The 20,991-nt window shown below is 47.4% G+C and carries 15 protein-coding genes and 1 pseudogene; 6 read left to right on the top strand and 10 right to left on the bottom strand.

Going from position 1 to position 20,991, the window contains the following annotated elements; all coding sequences use genetic code 11:
* Positions 1-299: 299 nt before the first annotated feature.
* The 6 genes and pseudogenes from E2R66_RS22560 to E2R66_RS22535 all read right to left on the bottom strand — a co-directional run bounded on the left by E2R66_RS22560 (position 300) and on the right by E2R66_RS22535 (position 9,029).
* Positions 300-599 (bottom strand): annotated as a pseudogene (locus E2R66_RS22560) (GIY-YIG nuclease family protein).
* 179 nt (positions 600-778) lie between these two features.
* Positions 779-1,780, bottom strand: coding sequence for a 4-hydroxyproline epimerase (locus E2R66_RS22555; protein WP_133235062.1), 1,002 nt, complete (start codon positions 1,778-1,780; stop codon positions 779-781).
* A gap of 113 nt (positions 1,781-1,893) precedes the next feature.
* Entirely contained in the window at positions 1,894-3,471 is a 1,578-nt protein-coding gene (locus E2R66_RS22550) for an aldehyde dehydrogenase (NADP(+)) (protein WP_133235060.1), read from the bottom strand.
* A 211-nt stretch (positions 3,472-3,682) separates the two neighbouring features.
* Positions 3,683-4,630, bottom strand: coding sequence for a dihydrodipicolinate synthase family protein (locus tag E2R66_RS22545; protein ID WP_133235058.1), 948 nt, complete (start codon positions 4,628-4,630; stop codon positions 3,683-3,685).
* 180 nt (positions 4,631-4,810) lie between these two features.
* Positions 4,811-7,006: a putative Ig domain-containing protein gene (locus E2R66_RS22540; protein WP_133235056.1), complete on the bottom strand. Its 2,196-nt coding sequence runs from the start codon at positions 7,004-7,006 to the stop codon at positions 4,811-4,813.
* A 16-nt stretch (positions 7,007-7,022) separates the two neighbouring features.
* Positions 7,023-9,029, bottom strand: coding sequence for a glycoside hydrolase family 127 protein (locus E2R66_RS22535; RefSeq protein ID WP_133235054.1), 2,007 nt, complete (start codon positions 9,027-9,029; stop codon positions 7,023-7,025).
* Positions 9,030-9,267: 238 nt separating this feature from the next.
* Between E2R66_RS22535 and E2R66_RS22530 the strand changes: the two genes are divergently transcribed.
* The 3 genes from E2R66_RS22530 (at position 9,268) to E2R66_RS22525 (ending at position 10,306) form a co-directional block, all read left to right on the top strand.
* Positions 9,268-9,705 carry a hypothetical protein gene (locus E2R66_RS22530; protein ID WP_133235052.1) on the top strand — a complete coding sequence of 146 codons (438 nt, stop codon included), beginning with the start codon at positions 9,268-9,270 and terminating at the stop codon, positions 9,703-9,705.
* Positions 9,706-9,783: 78 nt separating this feature from the next.
* A complete protein-coding gene (locus E2R66_RS28715; protein ID WP_192902003.1) occupies positions 9,784-9,951 on the top strand; it encodes a hypothetical protein in 168 nt (55 codons plus the stop codon).
* Positions 9,938-10,306 carry a PIN domain-containing protein gene (locus E2R66_RS22525; protein WP_133235050.1) on the top strand — a complete coding sequence of 123 codons (369 nt, stop codon included), beginning with the start codon at positions 9,938-9,940 and terminating at the stop codon, positions 10,304-10,306. Before E2R66_RS28715 ends, E2R66_RS22525 begins: the two co-directional genes overlap by 14 nt.
* 64 nt (positions 10,307-10,370) lie before the next feature.
* Here the strand turns inward: E2R66_RS22525 and E2R66_RS22520 are convergent, their stop codons facing one another.
* Together E2R66_RS22520 and E2R66_RS22515 are read right to left on the bottom strand one after the other, a co-directional pair.
* The gene (locus tag E2R66_RS22520) at positions 10,371-11,747 is read right to left on the bottom strand and encodes a 3-keto-disaccharide hydrolase (RefSeq protein WP_133235048.1); all 1,377 of its coding nucleotides are present in this window, start codon (positions 11,745-11,747) and stop codon (positions 10,371-10,373) included.
* Positions 11,748-11,948: 201 nt separating this feature from the next.
* Positions 11,949-13,274: a Gfo/Idh/MocA family protein gene (locus E2R66_RS22515; protein WP_133235046.1), complete on the bottom strand. Its 1,326-nt coding sequence runs from the start codon at positions 13,272-13,274 to the stop codon at positions 11,949-11,951.
* Positions 13,275-13,728: 454 nt separating this feature from the next.
* Between E2R66_RS22515 and E2R66_RS22510 the strand changes: the two genes are divergently transcribed.
* Positions 13,729-14,700, top strand: coding sequence for a polyprenyl synthetase family protein (locus E2R66_RS22510; RefSeq protein WP_133235100.1), 972 nt, complete (start codon positions 13,729-13,731; stop codon positions 14,698-14,700).
* A 410-nt stretch (positions 14,701-15,110) separates the two neighbouring features.
* Positions 15,111-15,902, top strand: a complete 792-nt coding sequence (cdaA, locus tag E2R66_RS22505; protein ID WP_133235044.1) for a diadenylate cyclase CdaA — start codon at positions 15,111-15,113, stop codon at positions 15,900-15,902.
* Positions 15,903-16,151: 249 nt separating this feature from the next.
* On the opposite strand, the gene E2R66_RS22500 is transcribed toward cdaA, so the two are convergent.
* Positions 16,152-17,012 carry a hypothetical protein gene (locus E2R66_RS22500; RefSeq protein ID WP_133235042.1) on the bottom strand — a complete coding sequence of 287 codons (861 nt, stop codon included), beginning with the start codon at positions 17,010-17,012 and terminating at the stop codon, positions 16,152-16,154.
* 10 nt (positions 17,013-17,022) lie between these two features.
* On the opposite strand from E2R66_RS22500, the gene E2R66_RS22495 reads away from it, so the two are divergent.
* Complete coding sequence (locus E2R66_RS22495; RefSeq protein WP_133235040.1) at positions 17,023-17,310, top strand: hypothetical protein; 288 nt, start codon at positions 17,023-17,025, stop codon at positions 17,308-17,310.
* 175 nt (positions 17,311-17,485) lie between these two features.
* Here E2R66_RS22495 and E2R66_RS22490 read toward each other — a convergent pair whose 3' ends face one another.
* On the bottom strand, positions 17,486-20,611 hold the full coding sequence (locus tag E2R66_RS22490; protein WP_133235038.1) for a PVC-type heme-binding CxxCH protein: 3,126 nt from the start codon (positions 20,609-20,611) through the stop codon (positions 17,486-17,488).
* Positions 20,612-20,991 lie beyond the last annotated feature (380 nt).

Below are 20,991 nucleotides of genomic sequence, written 5' to 3'. Positions count from 1 at the left end.
GGTGGGGCTGCGCGACGAAGCAATCTCGTCACCATGCATATCCGCTCTGCTAACTACGAGATTGCTTCGCCGCTCCTACCCCGTTCACGGCCCCTGCTTATAATGACGTGGCCTTAAGTTGTTGATTACCAGTGTGAATTTTTTACACGTCATAACCTTTTTTTTCAGGGTTACCCCTGATGGATACTCGCAATGACAAAACGGAAAAAATCCACATTGTCATTGCGAGGCGGCCAGCGGGCGGGGCTGCGCGACGAAGCAATCTCGTCGCCCATGCTCATCGGCATCATGAATTATTTTTATCCGTCATACCACCCCTCGCTCAAATCCTCCCACCCTGGATTATCTTTAACAACCAGGTCTATTTTCTTTTGCCTCGAGCCGCCTTTCAATTGTTTTTCTCTTGCGATAGCATCTTGTATCCACTGGAACTCTTCGTAATAAACCAGTTTATTACATTCATATCTAGCGGTAAAGCCCTTGTACGCCTTTTGTTTGTGCTCCCAAATCCGTCACTCCAAATCATTTGTCACGCCTACATAAAATACCGTATTCACCTTATTGGTAATAATATAAACATAGTATTCGTGAATTTTCATAACACCAAAAATAACAAATTTGTCATTGCGAGGCGGCCCGTGTGCGTGACGTTGCGACGAAGCAATTTCTTAACCTTGCGTACCGAATGCATTGTGAGGCGATTGCTTCGCCGCTCCTACCCCCCGCGCTGCCCTGGCTCGCAATGACATAGTCTATTAAATATTCGTTGATAACCGCTCTATATCACCTGAAAACCATGCGCGTACGGGTCATCTTCATCATCAATTTTGATGGTGTTGTAGCCGTACACTTTTGCCCAGCCTTCTATGCCGGGGATAATGGCGGGCTTGCCGCCTAATGTCACTTCATCCTCCACCGTGCCGATGAACTGGCTGCCGATGATGCTTTCGTGGATGAACTGGTCGCCCTTTTTTAATTTTCCCTTGGCGTGCCATTGTGCCATACGTGCCGATGTACCTGTGCCGCAGGGTGAACGGTCTATCGCCTTATCGCCATAAAACACCGCGTTGCGGGCAGTTGCCTCCGGCGATATGGTTTTGCCTGCCCACAGGATATGCGTACAGGTATTGATGGTAGGGTTCTCCGGGTGAACGAAGGTATATTTTTCGTTAATGCGTGTGCGTAACACCCTGCTCCAGGATATCAATTGATCGGCGGTGTAGTTTTCAAGTCCGCCGAAATTCTCCTGAGGGTCAACTATCGCGTAGAAATTACCACCGTAAGCCACATCCACGGTGAGCATCCCTAAATCGGGGCATTCTACCTCCAGCCCTTCCGAATCCAGATACGAGGCTACGTTTACCAGCTTCACCGATTTTACCTTACCGCCCACTTGTTTGTAGGAAATAAGTACCAAACCGGCAGGTGCCTCCATACGGATAATGCCTGGCGTTTTTGGGGTGATTAGGCCCTCTTCTACCGCGATGGTAATGGTACCGATAGTACCATGCCCGCACATGGGCAGGCAACCGCTGGTTTCTATGAATAGTACAGCTACGTCGTTAGCCGGATCGTGAGGCGGATAAAGGATACTGCCGCTCATCATATCGTGCCCGCGCGGCTCAAACATCAGGCCTTTGCGTATCCAGTCGTATTCTTTTAAAAAGCGCTGGCGCTTCTCGCTCATGTTGGCTCCGGTTAAGTTGGGGCCGCCACCGGCAACCAGCCTCACAGGGTTACCGCAGGTATGCGCGTCTATACAGAAGAATGTTTTAGTCATTTCATTTTGGTGAGTGGTGAGTAGTTGAATGGAGAGTGGTTGGTTCGGTGGTTACGGTGCATTTAATAGTATTCAGCTTTGCAACCATTCACCACTCTCCATTTACCATTCACCTATTTACTCCATTCATTATTAAATAGCCGCCATATGCCCAGCGGATTTTCGTCTTTCAGGGCATCGGGCAGCAGGGCGTTATCCCAGTTTTGCCAGGCTACGGGGCGCACAAAACGCTTGATAGCACCTGTACCTACTGAAGTAAACCTGCTATCAGATGTGGCCGGGAACGGGCCGCCATGCTGCATGGCGTTGCCTACCTCCACACCTGTTGGCGGGCCGTTCAGTATCACACGACCGGCTATGGCTGATAGTTTATCTATCATGGTTTCGTACATGGCCAATTCCTCCCTTTCGGCCATAATGGTAGCAGTTAACTGCCCTTGCAGGGAGCCGATAACGGTTTCTAACTGTGCCACATCGTCGGCAACTACCAACATGCTATATGGACCAAAGACCTCTTCCTTGAATTTTTCATCCGCCAGGAAATCTGAAGCCGCTATTTCGCTTACCACAGCCAGTGCCTGGTTTGCGCTTTCGGTATTCAGTTTCTCTGATTTCCCAATAACCACTACTTCATCACTACCCATCCTTTCTTTGGAAAGTTTTTGGTAATTGCTGCAGATACCGGCAGTGAGCATTGTAGCCGAGTTTACATTTACTATGGCTGAGCCAAGGGCGGCTTTAAACCTATCCAAGCCTTCTGATTTTACGGCGAGCAATAAGCCCGGGTTGGTACAAAACTGCCCCGCACTCATAGTGATAGATTCGCCGTAGGTTTTAGCCAGTTCTTCGGCACGGTTTTGCAGGGCCTGCGGCAATAATATTACCGGATTAATGCTGCCCATTTCGGCAAATACCGGGATAGGCTCATCGCGCTCGCGCGCCATTTTCACCAATGCCATGCCGCCTTTAAGCGAACCCGTAAAGGTTACGATTTTTGTTTTAGGATGCTTCACCAACGTTTCACCAACGGTATAACCATCATCGAACAAATGCGAAAAAACGCCATCAGGCAGGTTGTGCTTTTTAGCCGCCTGCATAATTACTTCGGCAACCAATGCGCTCGCACCCGGGTGTGCCGGATGCGCTTTAACCACTACCGGGCAACCGGCAGCCAGTGCCGAAACGGTATCGCCGCCGGCAACAGAAAACGCCATAGGGAAATTGCTGGCGCCGAACACCACCGCCGGGCCAATAGGCACCAGCATTTTGCGGATATCTACGCGGGGTAAAGGTGTACGGTCTGGAATGGCGGTATCTACCACAGCATCCACCCAACTACCTTCTTCCAATAGGTTGGCGTACATATTCAGCTGACCGGTGGTCCTGCCACGCTCGCCCGTTAAACGGGGAATAGGCAGACCGGTTTCTGCTGCGCAGCGATTAAGCAATTCATCGCCTAGTGCGGTGATACCTTCTGCAATACTGCGCAAAAAGGCAGCTTTGGTTTTGGCATCGGTATGGCGGTAAACGGCAAATGCTTTGTCGGCGAGTTGCATGGCCGCATCGGCATCGGCAGCAGTTGCTGCCGAAAAGTCGCCCTCAAGTTCGGTATTGCTTGCGGGGCTCATTGCCTTGAAGCTTTTACCGGTTGGGGGTACTAACGAATATCCTATTATGTTTTGCGTGTTCATGTGTTCTATTTAAAACCTATTTAAACACCCAGTCATTGCGAGGCACGAAGCAATCATCGGCAAGCAGGTTGGGCTTACAGAGCGGCCCTGCTCACCGATGATTGCCTCGCTATCGCTTATAATGACGTGGTGGTGTTAGCGTGGTCAGTTGTCGCAGCTAATTTAGCTTTATCTTGCTAAACTCTATGCTCTTGCCGCTAATATCTAACACTTAGCTCACCCCGGTCACATCCACTTCCGCTTCTACACCCCAGCTACCGGCAGGCAGTTCGGGGCGATTTTTAACGGCATCGTTAATTATCTTTAAAACCCTTTCGCGCTCGCTGCCTACAACTTTCAAGCGCGGCAGGCGTACGGTTTCGGTACCCAGGCCAGTTACGCTTTCGGCAAGCTTAATGTATTGTACCAGTTTTGGATGGATATCCAGCTCCAGCACAGGCAAAAACCAGCGGTAAATAGCCAGAGCCTCCTGCATACGTCCGGCTTTAGCCAAACGGAAAACAGCTACCGTTTCACGCGGGAAGGCATCAACCAAACCGGCTATCCAGCCGTCGGCACCCATAAAAAGGCTTTCGAGGGCTAACGTATCAACACCTGTCATAATCGCGAACCTATCGCCGAAACGGTTGATCATACGGGTTACGTTGCTTACATCGCGGGTTGATTCTTTTACCGCCTGGATATTCGGGTATTGAGCCAGCTCTTCAAACATATCCAATGTAACCTCAATCTTATAATCGATGGGGTTATTATATATCATGATAGGCAAGTGCGTACTTTGGGCCACATCTGCAAAATACCTTACCGTTTCGGCATCGTCGGCTTTGTAGCGCATCGGCGGCAGCATCATTAAACCATCCGCTCCATATTTTTCGGCATTTTTTGCACACTGCAACGCGCCTTTGGTTGTTTGCTCGGCAATGTTCAACACTACATATGCACGCTTGTTAACCACCTTAACGGTATGTTCCAGCAGCGCAATCTTCTCTGCTTCGCTTAACACGCTTGCCTCGCCCAGCGTACCGCCAAGTACTATACCGTTTGCACCGGCCTCTAGCTGCGCCTCGATATTCTTATCAAACGCGTCAAAATCTAATTCATCATTGTCGGTAAACTTTGTTGTTACCGCGGGGAATACCCCTTTCCATACTATACTCATATTATTTTACTTTATTATTTATCTTCAACGTCATTGCGAGGAACGAAGCAATCACCGGCAAGCAGGTCGGACTTGCATGGCGGCTCTACAAGCCGATGATTGCCGCGCTATCGCTCGCAATGACGCGTTTTATTTTTTTAAGCCCTTCCGCTCACGAGCCGATAGGGTTTGGGGGGCTACCTAATTCACCCTCAGCAACAACACACCGTGTGGCGCTACGCTGGCTTTAAAATCGCCTGCGCTTTTGGCCAAATCCTTTTGTTGCCATACGTTGCGGATGCTGGTATATGCACCTGCTGTTTGGCTATCCAGCGTAATGGTTTGGTACTTATCGCTCAGGTTAAACAGGCCTATTGCCCTGCTACCGTCTTTCATTTGTTTTACCCATATCTGGTAGGTATCGCCCTTTACAATTTGGCGGGCAGCTTTGCCCAATGCATCCTGATCTATGGCCAGCACTTCGCTGTTGGTAAGCAAGTTAAGGGTAAATTTATCCAGCGCACCCATATCACAACCTATTAACAGTGGTACCGACTGCAAGCTCCACAAGCTGATGTGCGTATATTGCTCATCGGCAGTAAGACGACTGTTATGCAGGGTTGGCCCCCAGCCTACTTTGCCTACAACCAGCATATCGGGGTCGTTAAAGTGACCGGGCTGCGCAAACTTAGCGGCTTCGTCCTGGTTAAAACCAATGTGCGACATGCTCTGCCAGGTATCTTCAATATCGCCTGTAGTGCGCCAGCTGTTGCCACCGGTTTCGGTGCCCCACTCCCACACTTTGCCCCAGCCATATTGGCAAAAGCTCAGCATAATATCACGGTTTACTTTATCCAATGATTTGCGTATTACCTGATAAGGTTTCTTTAAATCATCAAGCGTTGGCTTCGAAGCTGTTACTTCGCTGTATGAGCACCAATCGTATTTCAGGTAGTCGATACCCCAGTCGCCATAGGTTTGGGCATCCTGGTCCTCGTGCTGCCAGCTGCCTAAGTAGCCGCCGCAGGTAGTTGGGCCGGGCGATGAGTAAATACCCATCTTAAGCCCCAGGCTATGTACATAAGCAGTTGTGGCTTTCATATCCGGGAACTTGCTGTTGGTCGTAATCGCACCGTTTGGCAGGCGTTTATCTATTTCCCATCCATCGTCTATATTCACGTAGTTCCAGCCGTAAGCGGCCAGTTTTTGTATCATTGTGTTGGCGGCGGTGCGCACGCGGGCGTCATCCACGCTCAGTCCGAAGGCGTTCCAGCTGTTCCAGCCCAAAGCTGGGGTCAGGCCAATTTTATCGCCTATACTAATGGTAATTTTTTTGCTGTTGCTGCCCAATGCATTGCTTGCCGTAAGCGTTACGTAATAATCGCCTTTGGGGGTAATTGCGCCGGTGATGATGCCGGTTTTGCTATCCAGCGTTAACCCTTTGGGTAAACCTGCAGCTTTATAGGTAATGGGTTTTTGCCCCGTTGCAGGTATCAGGTACAAAAAGGGGTTACCCGGTCTTGCACCATAAACCTCGGGACCATTTATTTTTGGCTGTGCCGATGGTGCCGGTGTGAGGATATACGGTGTACTTTCTGTTTTTACAATTTTGGTTCCCGATAAGCTATCGGTAAACACGTAGCTCAGCACGTACGATTTCCTCTCGAGCGCGGCTGCGTTGAAAGTATAGGTAAACGGCTTGTGGTTTGTGAAAGCCGCTTTGTTTGTTTTTTGATAAAGCACTTTGCCTGTCTCCGGGTCGGTAACTGTAAAATCCAGTTTGCCTTTGTAGGCATAGCTGCCTTTTGATACCAGCTTGACAGATTTGCCTACGCTGTTCTTGTCGCCGTAAATGAATTCCGCTTCGGTGTTGATGGAAACGTAATCCATAATATCGTTCATGCTGATGCTGAACTTATTGCCGTAAAGTCCGCCATCGCCGCCGGTATCAAATATGCGTATGGCGATTACGTTTTCTTTATCCCACAAAATAGCTGGGTTGTTGGCGGCCAGTACATAGCGGCGCGGGCCATAGTGGCCTTCTTTGATATTACTACCCGTTTTGGCTACCAGCTTACCGTTGAGATACATCTCGTCGTTATCGTCAACATTCTGCAAATCAAAACTGAGGCTATCTTTTAAGTATGCATTGTTTTTTAATGATACGGGGATTGTTACACGCAGGCGATACCAGCCGAAACCGTTACGATCTGGATAGCCTTGCTGCTCCCAGGGTTTGGCTACATCAATGGGTTTCCATTGGCTGTCGTTATAGGTTGCATCACTATAGATGGTGCTGTCGCCGGGCATGAATTTCCAGCCGGAGGCAAGTGAAACCTGCGCATCGGCCTTTGCAAAGCAGACCAGCAGGAACAAAATGGCGAATATCTTTTTCATTTAATAGGGATTTGGTTTATTGGCTGATAATATCGACATATTTTACCTGTTCCGGAAACCAAACCATCATCTCTCCTTTACCCCGGTTGGCCCATGCGTAGTAGGGTATGGCGGTAAGCGTTTTTGTTTCGGTGCTGATGCTTTGCTTATCGGCATCTATATTGATGGCCTTTACATCGGCCTTTAAAACGGTTACGCCATTGAGCAGGCCCGCATCAAATTGCGAGGTGAACACCGCATCTTTAGGGATGATGATATTGCTGGCCAGGCCGCCGTTATCCTTCCACTCGGCGGCGTACATCAGCGGGCCGCGCTGCAGGGCTATTCTGCCGGCATCGTTGGGTAGTTTATCGCTGGCTACCACGCGCTGCACATCCATAGGCAACAGCATTTCTACTTTGTCGCCTTTTTTCCATTTTTTGCTGATGACGGCGTAACCTTTTTCTATTTGGTAATCTACCGGTTGACCGTTCAGCTTAATAACTACTTTCTTGTTAAGGGGTTGCTGATAGCTGTACAGATCTGATGGTACCGCCTGGTTCTGTGCCCAGCCGGGGATTCGTATCTTGAAATTCATGTCCATAGCCGAAGCAGGGTTGATGATAAAGGCTAACCCTCCATCCCATGGATAATTATTTTGCTGGGTTATCTGCAAGGATTTTTTATTTACCAGCATGCTCCCCGTACCGCTTATGAATAGGTTCACGAACACATCCTTGCCGTTTTGCCCATAAATATAGCCCGGCACCGAAGGGATGAGCCTGGCGATATTGGTTGGGCAGCAAGAGCATACGAACCAGCCCGAACGCTCGCGCTCGATATCGGGATGATTAAAATGCTCCTGTATTTGCATGGCATTGGTATAAAAGAATGATTTGCCATCCAACCCAACGCCGGATATAAGACCGTTGTACAATACTTTTTCCAACACGTCGATGTACTTAGCATCTCCGTGCAATAAAAACATGCGCTGGTTCCAAAACACGCTACCAATAGCGGCGCAGGTTTCGTTATAGGCAGTGGTGTTGGGCAGTTCGTAATTATCGCCAAAGCGTTCGCCATCGCCAACGGCACCTATGCTGCCCTGTACGTACATTTTCTTTCCCACCATGTTATCCCATATCTTATCTATGGCTGCCAGGTATTCTTTGTCGCCTGTCAGGGCTGCCACATCGGCCATACCAGAGTATAGGTACATGGCGCGCACGGCGTGGCCCTCGGCTTCCTCCTGATTAATGACAGGTTTATCATCCTGATAGTAGGTGCCGTTTTCCCAAACGTTTTTGCTTTTTTTATTGTAAGGCTTTTTGCCGCGCTGATCTATGAAAAATTTAGCCAAATCAAGGTATTCCTTTTTCCCCGTGATGCGGTAAAGGCGTACCAGGCCCATCTCTACAATTTCGTGGCCTGGCGCAACGGCCCTTTTCCCCGGACCGAAAGTTGCTACCAGCAGGTCGGCATTTTTAAGAGCGATATTTAAAAAGTTGCGTTTGCCGGTTGCCATAAAATGGGCGGCTGCACCCTCGTACATATGGCCGGCGCAGTATAGTTCGTGACTTTGCTCGTTCTCTTTTACCCAACGCTCGGGGCCGGCCGCACCTCCGGGGTGCAGGGGGTCGATAGTGCGGTAGGTGTATAAGTAGCCATCTTTTTCCTGCGCTTTGCCAACAATGGCAATCAGCGAATCGAGGTAGGCATCTAATTGCTTATCGGGGTGTACGGCCAACGAGTACGAGGCCCCCTCTATGGTTTTGTAGATATCGGTATCATCAAAGGCGTAAACGGTGCAAAACTTGCCCTTGCCTTCAGCAGCCATCTCAAAATTCTTTATCCTGCCCGTGGTTTTACAACGATCGAAAGATGCCGGAATGGTAACCGTTCGGTTGATTTCGATGCGCGAGTTCCAGAATTTATCCACCAGCGTTACCTTGGTGAAGGCCACAGGCTGTATGGGATAATCGTTCATCTGCGCTGATGCCGAAGTACCGCCAAACGCTAACAGCAAAAAAAGGAGCTTCTTCATGTGCAAAAAGGATTGTTTGATAGCTAAAGGTTAAGCTATTCAAAAGTACGCTAAAAGAAATGGTGTGTTGATTGGTTTTTATCTAATTATCACTAAATATTATCATGATAACTAATTATGTACGCTATTTTACGATAAAATACAATCATTCATGATAATCTGTAAACATATAGTACTTTGTATTGCATAATACTATATTAAACATATATCTTTGTGGAAATCCAATCCAATAAAAACAATGAAAACAAAAAACAACTATTTAAAAGCGACCGCATTGGCCGCTGCTTTGATACTGGCAAGCAGCACCATCAGCTTTGCGCAGTGCGACAAACCAATATTCCTGGCCTCATCGGCAACTAATTATTATAACGCTAAAGGCGAACTGCAACGCACTAAGGACGAAGAAACGATTATCACCCTCACCAAAACAGAAGTAATAATTGCGCCCGGCGATGAGGCGCATAAAATGACCGGCCCCATAAAATCTTACAGTTGCAACTGGACGATGCCCTATAAAGAAGGAAAAACCGTAGTGACTTCCACATTTACCGATGGCGGCAAGGAGCTAAATGCCACCATTACCATAGAAGGCAAAGGGGGCCAGGTTACCGTAACCATGGTAGCAGCAGAAATGCCCGATATGAGGATACAGGTGGTAGCGGATAAGTTTGAGTAATTGCCACTTCATTAGCTTTGGCAACTTTTTAGAGTTGTCAAAGCTTTTAATTATATTTGTCATAAGCAGATAAGAAAGATGGTTATTACAATTAACAAGGATACCAAAGCAGAAGATTTAGATAAGGCGCTTAAAAAACTGCAAAAAACTAAAAAGAAAGGCATGAGTAGCTTTTACGGAAAACTCAAAGGCACTTTTGGCGATGGGCTGGAATATCAGAAAAAGTTAAGGGATGAATGGGATTAACTACTTGGTTGATACCAACTGCTTTATCTATTTGCTCGATGAAAACCCCATAATGTTACCCTTTTTGGAAGATACCTGGGCTTTTTCATATGTTACAGAGATAGAACTATTATGCAAAAAGGGCATAAGCAGCCATGAGGAACTTGTTATAAAAGACATGTTGAACTCGTGCTTTAAAATAAATCACACACAAAAGCTAACTGATACAGTTATCAGCTTAAAAAGAAAATATCATATTAAGCTACCTGACGCCATCATAGCTGCCTCCGCTCAATTACTTCAAATACCTCTAATTACTGTAGATAAAGGTTTTGCCAAAATCTCAGATATCGATTGTATCCTTTTAGATTTCTAAGTTTAGGGATAAAACACATCGTGTACCATCCCTAAACTAATCTGTTACCACCAGCCTCCAATCCTTACAGCTGCTTTATCTTTATATTCCTATAGTTCACATCAAATCCATGATCCTGCAATAGCAGGTGCCCTTTCGGGGCTTCACCGAAATCTTTCCAAATTTTGTATTTGCTGATGGCTACCAGATCGCGGTATGCCTGCGAGCCACGGTCGTATTCCAGCACTTTAATGCCGTTGAGGTAATGCTCTACGTGGTTATTGGGATATACTACAATGCGACCGATATTCCAGGCACCTATGGGGTGCACAAAGCGAGCCTGTTTTTTGGCGGGGATCAGGTCGTAAAGCGAAGCCAGGGTGCGGTTGCCATCGCGGCCCAACTTGGCATCGGGGTGCACGGCATCATCCAGCACCTGGTACTCCAGACCTATGGCCGAGCCGCTAGTTTTCTCGCTCAAGGTAACAAAGTATTTCACCCCGCTATTAGCGCCTGTTACCATTTTAAACTCGAACGACAGGTCGAAAGCGGCATACTCTCCATCTGTAACAATATCGCCGCCATTCGTAGCTTCGCCACCTACCGAGCCCAGTACCGAAATGGTGCCGCCTTTTACGCTCCAGCCCTTTGCCGGGAACGTAGCGGCGGTTGCGCTGTGCCAGCCTTTGTTGCTCTTGCCGTCAAACAGCAGTTTCCAGCCGCCGTGCTCCTCAAAATCCGTCAGCTTATTGGGCATCAGGTTCACTACATAAGTATCTTCTGCAAATGGTTGCGGGCTAAGCTTGCCCGTTTTTATCTGGATGTTTTTGAAAAATATCTTTTTGCCCGCTTGGCCGGCTTCACTAATAGCGTGTACCTGCAGGCCTATAAAACCTTTGTTATCCAGCGTATCAACCACAAAGGCTTTGGCTATGCCGTTTACCCAGGTCTTTGTAACATTGCCAATGCACTCTACTTTAATGTGGTTGTACTCGCCGGTTTTCCAAAGCTCCCTGGCTTTGGCGTTCAGCTCCATGGGGTATAGCCAGTCGCGGCGGCCTTCGTCGTAAATACCGCCGGTCCAACTGCGGTCGCTGGGGTCAACTTCGCATTGCTTGCCGTAAACCAAGCCCTTGCCTTCGTGACCGGCCGGATCGTAATGGCTGCGCACCTGCACACCCGAGTTGGTGAGGTTGCTTTCGGTCATCACATCCAGTTCCAGCACAAAATCGCCGTATTCTTTTTCGGTTACCAAAAAAGTGTTGCCGCTGTTAAGCACCGCCGTACCGATGATTACGCCATTATCCACAGCATATTCCGCATTGCCGGCCAGTTTTTTCCAGCCTTTTAAGGTTTTACCGTCGAACAGGCTGGTATAGCCCGGTTTAATTTGTGCCGATGCTGCCTGCATGCCAAGGGTCGTTACCCCGGCCAGTATCCATATTTTTAGGTTATTCTTCATGTTTATGGTTGATGTGTTATACACTTTTATCTCTTAAAGTACCCATACTTACTTTTTATTACGGGAGCGTGGACGCTTGACCGGGCGAGCGGCTCTACCGCGGCTTTAAGCCCCACCTAAATCCTCCCGGTAGGGAGGACTTTAAAACAAAGTGGCCGAACCGAAGTCTCCCCTACCGGGGGAGATTTAGAGGGGGCTAGCCTACACCTTCAAATCCCAACCCGGCTCGTAATCCCTTGTCCAAAGCTTCATGGCTTCGGGGTCGTGCAGGATGTGGCCGTTAGTGGGGTCGCAGTTCAGTACCCTGCCCATGCGCTGTGCTATGTTGCCCAGTTGCGGTATCACGGTTGATTTATGGCCGTTGATGATGGTTTGGTTCAGCTGCGTGTCGCCCTGTATCGAGGTGATAAAGTTTTGCAGGTGCACCCTGTCCAGCAGTTCGGTTGGGCTTACTTTATTGCCCGCATCTACCGGGGTTTCGTCTTTTATCTCTTTTACCAGCTTGTTATCGTAATCAAAAACCTGGTAGCCATTGCCGCCACCATAGTTGATGGTGCCCTTATCACCATAAAATACCACACCGCGGCCTACGCCTTCGCTATTGAAACTATTGCAGCTGCGCCCTTCCCAGCTTAAGGCCGTATTATTGGGGAAGTTGGCTAAAATGGTTTGCGTATCGGGGGTTTCCCAATCATCCTTAAAGGCAAAGCGCCCGCCCGATGAAGTTACCCTATCCGGGAAATCAACACCCAGTCCCCAGCGCATTACATCTATCTCGTGCGTACCGTTGTTCAGGGCCTCGCCTGTGCCCCAGTTCCAATGCCAGTGCCAGTTATAATGTATCAGGTTATCTTTATAAGCTTTGCGCGGGGCGTAGCCCTGCCATAGTTCGTAATTTAAATTAGAAGGCACCGGCGCAGGTTTACCAAAACCAATGGATTTACGGTTGTTTACATACCAGCCACGCGCAAAATACGCCCTGCCGATAATGCCATCGTGCAGTTCCTGCACCATCTTCTGCACGTTACTGAAACTGCGGCGCTGGCTCCCCATCTGCACCAGTTTATTATACTTAGCAGCTGCAGCTATGGCCATTTCGCCTTCGTGCGGGTTGTGGCTACAGGGTTTCTCTACATACACATGCTTGCCGGCCTGGCAGGCCAGTATGGTGGCAGGCGCGTGCCAATGATCGGGCGCGGCTATTACCAGGGCATCCAAGTCCTTCTTCTCCAGCAACTGGCGGATATCGGTAATGCCTTTTGGCCGTTTGCCGGTTATTTTTTCAATTTCGGCGATGCATTTATCCATCGCTTTACTGTCTACATCGCAAATGTAGCCTATCTCGGTATCGGGTATGGCGGCCAGCTTTGCCGCCAAAAAGGCACCGCGACTGTTTACGCCCATCACACCTAACACTACTTTTTTATTGGGCGAGCCTTTAAATACGCCGCCCATGGCCATTTGCGAGCCAACGAGGAAACTGGTGCCGGTGAGGGCCATGTTCTGGATAAATCTTCTGCGTTGCATAAAACCGGGTTTGGTAAATGTATTTACGGTAATTGGTAAAGGCTAATTTAGGTTTTTATGTATTTACTTGTGTGTAACATTAATACATAAATTGAGGTAGAGGATATTTAAACACAGAGTGCGCCGAGGTTTACACGGAGGTCGCGGAGTTTTTGTTCGGTTGAACTTATAAATCTCTGTAACCTCTGCGTTTTTATCTTTGTGGCCTCCGTGTTTAAATCGCCACCAAAGGCCACAAAAAAAGCAGGCCCCGTACCACCGAAGCCTGCTCAAACGAAAACTCTAACTCACAAAATCAAAACTTATATATCGTCTCTGGCGATGTATAACTTATAGATGCTTTTGGCAGCCAATAGTTTAATTCCTGTAAAAAAATAAGCCTTTTACGCAGATAATTTTTTTTAGCTTATGTTTGCTTCAAATAACAACGCCACCAAAGCGATTCATTGTACAGATGCTGAACATCGACGAGATCAAAAAACCCATTGCTGCAGAAATTGATGTTTTCGAAGAGAAATTCAAGGTTTCGATGCAAAGTTCGGTACCCTTGCTCGATCGCATTACCCACTACATCGTAAAACGAAAAGGCAAGCAAATACGCCCCATGTTCGTATTTTTTTCGGCCAGTATTTGCGGGGGAATCAACGAAAGCACCCATCGCGGCGCGGCTTTGGTAGAATTGCTGCACACGGCCTCGCTGGTGCACGATGATGTGGTTGATAACTCTTACCAGCGCCGCGGTTTCTTCTCCATCAACGCTTTATGGAAAAACAAAATAGCTGTTCTGGTGGGCGATTACCTCCTATCCAAAGGCTTGCTGCTATCCATAGATAACGGCGACTTTGCTTTACTTAAGATCGTATCAGAAGCGGTGAAGCAAATGAGCGAGGGCGAACTGCTACAAATAGAAAAAGTGCGCCGCATGGATATTGGCGAACCGGTTTACTACGAGGTTATCCGCCAAAAAACCGCATCGCTCATCGCATCCTGCTGTGCCTGCGGGGCAGCATCTGCCGGTGCCGACGAGGAAACCGTAGAGAAAATGCGCCTCTTTGGTGAGCATATCGGCATTGCTTTCCAGATCAAAGATGATATGTTCGATTTCGGTACCGACGATGTGGGCAAACCCGTGGGCATCGATATCAAAGAAAAGAAAGTTACCCTGCCACTCATCTACGCGCTGAACAACAGCAGCGCCGCCGATAAAAAGCGCATCATCAACCTGGTGAAAAACCATAACGACGAACCCAAAAAGATCGCCGAGATCGTAAGCTTTGTAAGGCAAAAAGGCGGACTGGAATACTCGGAGATACAGATGAAAAAATACCAGGAAAGCGCCTTCGCCATACTGGATACCTTTCCCCCAAGCCCTGCCCGCACGGGCCTGCAGCAACTGGTGCGGTTTACTACGGAAAGGAATAAATAATAGGTTGCGTCGCTTTTTAATTCCCCCATAGCCATGGGTTTGAAACCCTTGAAAATTTGCTGTCATTGCCCCTCAGCACTGCCAATCCGTTCCATAAATGGAACGGCAATGAAGGTACATTGCCGTTTACCATATTTGATTTGCACCAATGACCGCAAACCCACCTTCATTGCCGTCGACTTTTAGTCGACGGGCTACGGAAAGGAATAAATAACACCCCACGCTTTTTAATTCCCCTCTTGAGAGGGGGCGCGGTAGATTGTGCGGCTGCAGGGGTGTGTTTGCCACTATGCAATAACGCCATGCACAGCGCACAAACACACCCCTCCACCCCTCTCAAGAGGGGAATCGCACACTCCCCCGCGTTTTAAATGCTTACAATATCACCCAAAACTTATTAACTTAGCAACATGCAAGGCATCGATTTCAGCTTCCTGAAACCCACTATCCCTAATATACTGGATGTGTTGTTGGTGGCATTCATACTGTACCAGCTGTATAACCTCATGCGGGGCACCATCGCCACCAATATCTTCATCGGTTTCATCGCGATATGCCTGCTGTACAAAGTGGTAGAAGCACTGGACATGAAGCTGCTTACCGCTATCCTCAGTCGCTTTGCCAATGTGGGCATCATTGCCATCATCATCGTTTTTCAGCAGGAGGTGCGGCGGTTTTTGCTGCTGGTGGGCAAGAATGCATCGCTGCAGCGAAACAAGGCCTGGTGGAAGTATTTCTTTGGCAAAGCCGAAGCCGAAAAGAACAACTACGCCCGCATCAAACCCATCATAGATGCCTGCAAAACCATGAAGCAAACCCGCACCGGGGCACTCATCGTGTTCGCTAAGTATTACGACGAGCAATTTTACCAGAACAGCTGCGAGGTGGTAGAAGCCAAAATATCCAAACGCCTGCTGGAGGCCATCTTCCAAAAGAACAGCCCCCTGCACGATGGTGCGGTGGTAATAGCCGGCAACAAAATTAAATCGGCCAGCTGCATTTTGCCCGTAACCGAAAAAGCCGACCTCCCCGCGCAATTCGGCCTGCGCCACCGGGCCGGAATAGGTGTTACCGAAGCCAACGACGCTACCGCCATCATCGTATCAGAAGAAACCGGCGAAATATCCTACGCCAAACAAGGCCGCATCAAAATGAATATCAGCTTCGCCGAACTAGAGAAGTTGTTAAATAAGGATTTTTAGGGAGGGACCTACATCATAAAGGAGCCATCGCGCCACAACCACCTTCACCACCCCGTCATTTCAGGCGAGCCGGAGTGGGAAAGTTTTGTCGACGATAACCATACCTCGGTAGCACCGCGTATAGGTTCCCTCCTCGCCCTATTGCGCAAGGTCCCTGCGCTCGTTCGGGATGACATGGTGGTGTATTTATCTTAAAACTTGTTATTTCGATGAATAGGGGGCCTCATAATAGCGACAATTATAGGCAATTTAAACTGCGCGAAGTATGTTGCTGTTGATGGTTTCTTTAAATAAAATTTTGTCGTCCACGTGAAAAGCAAGGGTACTGTAAGTCTTCACCCTGCCATAAATAAACGATATAGAAGCCGGCGTGCGTAATTCTAACAGCATGTTATAACTATCCAAACTATTAAGCGGAGAAAGACACCCAAAACCCGGTGATTTTTCCGTCACCGAGGCAACTTGTTTGATAGATTCGATCTCCGTTAAAGGGATTTCTGTTTGGGCCAGCACACCATACCGCAGGATGAGCACATTATCTCTAATTTCAATGGGCCTCCTAAAAAGTGCCCTTGCCACCCCCATTAACTGCAACGCAGCATACACACTCAGGCCCGAAATGATCCAGGCCGCCTTATTGTTCCATTTAGCTAAAAGCAGGTGTATTGCTGCAGTTTCCATCAAAACCATAAATACCAAAACACTAAACAAGGCAACGGTGCCGGTGTCTTTGTGGTAACTGAAACGCTGATGATCATACTTGATTTTTCCTCTGTGAAAAAACAGGTAATATAATATGCCGATTTCTGATGATACAATATACGCTATGCGGTTTGGGATAATCGTAAACGTGGCTTTTTTAAGTTCATCGTAAAAATCGCCATGACGGAGCGCATTGTTTTTGTAAGCCTTCGAGGCCTGTCTAACTTTTACGATTAAGAAAGTAACGCCCACTACCTCTATTACCGGAACGATAAACAATTTGATGTAATGGAGTAATACTTGTTCATTCTTGGGTATAACTAAACCGGCAACAACAATACCAGTCGTAAAAAGCAGCGAAGAAAGATACTTAGCACCTGACGACCTATAATTTAAAATAATGGGCAAAGACGGTATTATGAAAACAAGATCCAACGTAACTGCAATAGCCAGTGCACCACTATACGCAGGCAAAAAGTTTTTGTACAGCACGATGATTAAAAAGCAACTACATAGCACTATCGTTGATACTAAAGCCAATAAAAAACGTTTTTGCTTTTTTATATTCATTGCATTTCGGGTATTATTTTGTTCATTGCCGTATAGCTTTGATCACTTTGTAAACCTTATCTCCGTTGGCGTACACGGAAGAAGGAGTTGGAACATCTACGTAGAATGGGAACCTGCGCCCGAGTTGGATCGGTAAATATTATGCTCCTAAAGGTACTCATTTAGGAGCGTCTTTTTTGAAGATATTTGCATTTAGCAAGGCTAAATGCAAAACAGGGCCGCATCAAAATGAACATCAGCTTCGCCGAACTAGAGAAGCTGCTGAATAAGGATTTTTAGGAGGTTGAAGGGCTAAAGGCAGTGTATTTGTATTATTCTTTTTTCTTTAAAGAACTAAGGAACGTAAGCAGATCCGCTAATTCTTGTTTTGACATGGTTTGATTTAGGCCGACCGGCATCATAGAGGCCGATAGCTTTTTTATTTGCTTAACATCACTTGTTTTAATTTTCTGAACGGAGCCTCCGGGGTATTTCAATTCGATATCTGTCTCTGTCCGGCTCGAAATAATCCCCATCAGGGTAGATCCATCTTTCATCATAAGTTGTGAAGTCTCATATCCAAAATTAATACCTGCAGAAGGGTTAACAATAGCATCAAACAATCCCTCCTTTGGTAACTTGGCACCTATTTCTGATAAATTAGGCCCAAATTCAAAACCGGCTTTATTAGCTCTATGGCATACGGAACAGGATCTTAGGAAAACAGCATTCCCTTTCAACGCGTTTCCTTTTAAAGCCAGTATGGCATTCAAATTAGCAGACGGCACCTTTGTTTTAGCAATTTTGGCAACATTGGTTTTGGGTAAAAAGGCTGTTGCTTTGTCGAGTGTGCTTTTTCTGAGTGTTCCGCTCAAGCCTGCAACAGCTGGCGTAATTAAACTTTGAAGTAATTTACCACCCTGCAGCATTTCCAGAACGCGGTCTTCCCCATTTTGGCTTTTACCCAGCGCTTGAATTGCTTTTTGACGAGTGGCTATGCTGTACTGATCTGATAAAATCACCTTCGACAGGATAGCAATTGATTCATCGTTGCCTATTGCACCAAGTACTGATAAAACGTTCGACGCCTCTTTTTCATCTTTACCTTTAATAACATTCAGGAAACTAACGTCATCATTAGCTTTAAGTAATAGCCTGGCCGCATCGGCCCCTATTCCTCCGCTCTGATATCCTCCGCTACTCTGAATACCTTTGCTTTTTACCAGATCTATCAATCTATCGGCTTCTGTTGTAATATTATACTGTTTTACCATATCAACAAAATCGGGTGTCCCCGTGTAGGAATTTAAAACCAGTTGAACCTGCTCCCTGGCTGCAGGCGAAGCTGATATATCCTGAGGGGTTAAAGACTTCAATAGCATTGCACTTAATTGCAAATCTTTACCATTGTTTTCTTCTAATAATTTCACCAAAGCTTTAGATTTATCGGGCTGCGGATAAAAATCAAAAGCTCTTAAATACCTCAAACGGGATTTTAATGGCACACTTGCATCTTTAGCCAGCGTTACCAGGTACGGAAGTGCCATTGTTGTCCGGGCCCGCCACACCATATCCCTGCCTCCGGCTGTTGATAAAGGATAAGGCACTACTTTGAGGTAGGCTGCAAAGAATTGGTCCCATTGCTTGTCGGCCCCTATACCCAGCGCCTCCAAATACCATTTGTCATTACCAGTATGTTTCGCCGCAAGTGCCGCCCATATGGTGGCGGCATCCGGTTCATTCCTGTGCCGTAATGCAATCGCACAATCGCGCCTTACCTGTGCGTCTGCATCATTTACTAAAGCTGCTGCAAGCTTAATCACGTCGGTATTTACTTCTCTTGCCGCCCTCAGCCCGGTTATCCTTAAATAAGGGTTAGCATCGTTGATGGCTTCGGAAAGATATTTTGTGGCCTTTGTTGATTTTGAAAGCACCCACAGGGCCCGCGCACGCATACGGGGATTGGGCGATGTTAACCACAACTTCTCCAACTCCGTTATGGCCGATTCGCCCATGCCGGTTAATGCGATGAAAGCATGCCTGCGAACGCCGAGATTTGGATTTTGCAAGGCAATTACTGCACCCGTTGGCGTGGTATAATCCTGTTCGGGTATTTTATAAGTATTTTTCATGCCTTCCGGAACAACCCGGTATATGCGGCCACGCTGAAGATCGCCCACCCGGTGCCCACCAACGCCGGGATCGTACCAGTCGGCTACTATTAAAGAACCATCCGGCGCTGTACAAACATCTGCCGGGCGAAACCATTGATCGCGATCGCCGTTAAGCATGTTCACGATACCGGCAGTATATCCCGCGCCAGCTTTTTGGACAGGATAGGCCCGAACAACATTATGTCCCGGTTCGGCATGGATCATCCCATTTTGAAACTGCTGCGTTAACAGCGTCCCTTCATAAAAAACCATTCCGGTGGGGGAGCCGGAGCCCGTTTGTAAAAGATTGGGGATAACACCCGGATCATTTTGATGCCAGTGACGCAGCGGGATCGAATCTTCCATATTAATGCGTTTAGCACTCCAGCCCGCACCGGTTACTTCATCGGTGTAGCCATAATTTCCGTATTCCATTACGTAATTGATCCGTACGCCTTTATTCCCGTCATCATCATTATCACTTTGCCATATATTGCCATAACTATCTACGGCCGCTTCGTATTCGTTCCTGAAATTATGGCCCAGGCATTCCACATGCGTACCGTCCGGGTCGCAACGGAATAGCATTCCCTCTTTGTATTTTTTTGGCCCTATCTCATCACCATCCTGATCAAGCACTACCTCATTATTTTTATCTCTGAGGGTTTTACCGGCATTCCCAAAATTGAAATATAGTTTACCATCGGGGCCAAATGCAAAACCGTGTATGCCGTGATCGTGTTGTTCGCCGCTTATCCCCTGGAACAGTATTTCCTTCCGGTCGGCTTTACCATCATTATCATCATCATAAAAAGCCCAAACATAGGGGCTTTGCGATACCAACACCCGGTTACCTAACACGCACACACCTAAAGGTGCATTAACCTCGGGGCCCTGATAAAACACCGTGCTGGTTTCCAAACTTCCGTCTCCATCCTTGTCTTCCAGAATCAGGATGCGGTCGCCGGCCTCCCTGGGTTTGTTGTGATTAATCTCAAACCGGTAATTATAAGCCTCCGTTACCCAAACCCTCCCTTTTTCATCCACGTCGATATTGGTAGGGTTAATCAACATAGGTTCGGTTGCCATCGTTTCAACACGCAGGCCAGGCGCCACGTCCAGCTCCTTCAAGCCATTTTTAGCCAAATGTTTTTGTGCTTCGGTAAGCGGGGTATCAATGGTAGCCAATTGATACGATGCGTGTTTTTCAGTAATATTGGAAAAGGCACCCAATATTACCAACAAAGGAATAGCCGCCACTGGTGCGCTTATCAGAAAAAAAGGTTTTCTTTTATGGTTGTCCATTGCTATGTTTTCTTTTATTGTTGTTCGTTTCAATTTACATTACAAAATGCCGAACTTGTTTCGGCACCCCAGAGGACAGGTAGCCCTGCGGGGACACTATAATATCGAATGATGAATTTCGAATTTCGGACGCCGAAGTTTTTAACTTCATTATTCGGTATTGGACATTCGGTGTTCGATATTATACCGTCCCTGCGGCCCCCAACAGCAGTTCGTAAAACCATCACGTCATCCATACCGCCGCGACAAGCGTCCACGCTTGTCGCAATGTTTGTTGTGAGCGTCCACGCTCACGAACCAAATGTGCTAATGAGGTAAGCGTGGACGCTTACCATTTTTGCATCCAAGCGGGGACGCTTGGATGGGCGGAGTTGAAATAA

The organism is Mucilaginibacter psychrotolerans, from assembly GCF_004519315.1.
Classification (GTDB): domain Bacteria; phylum Bacteroidota; class Bacteroidia; order Sphingobacteriales; family Sphingobacteriaceae; genus Mucilaginibacter; species Mucilaginibacter psychrotolerans.
Note: the sequence above shows the minus strand (reverse complement) of the source record. Positions and strands in the feature narration are given on the sequence as shown.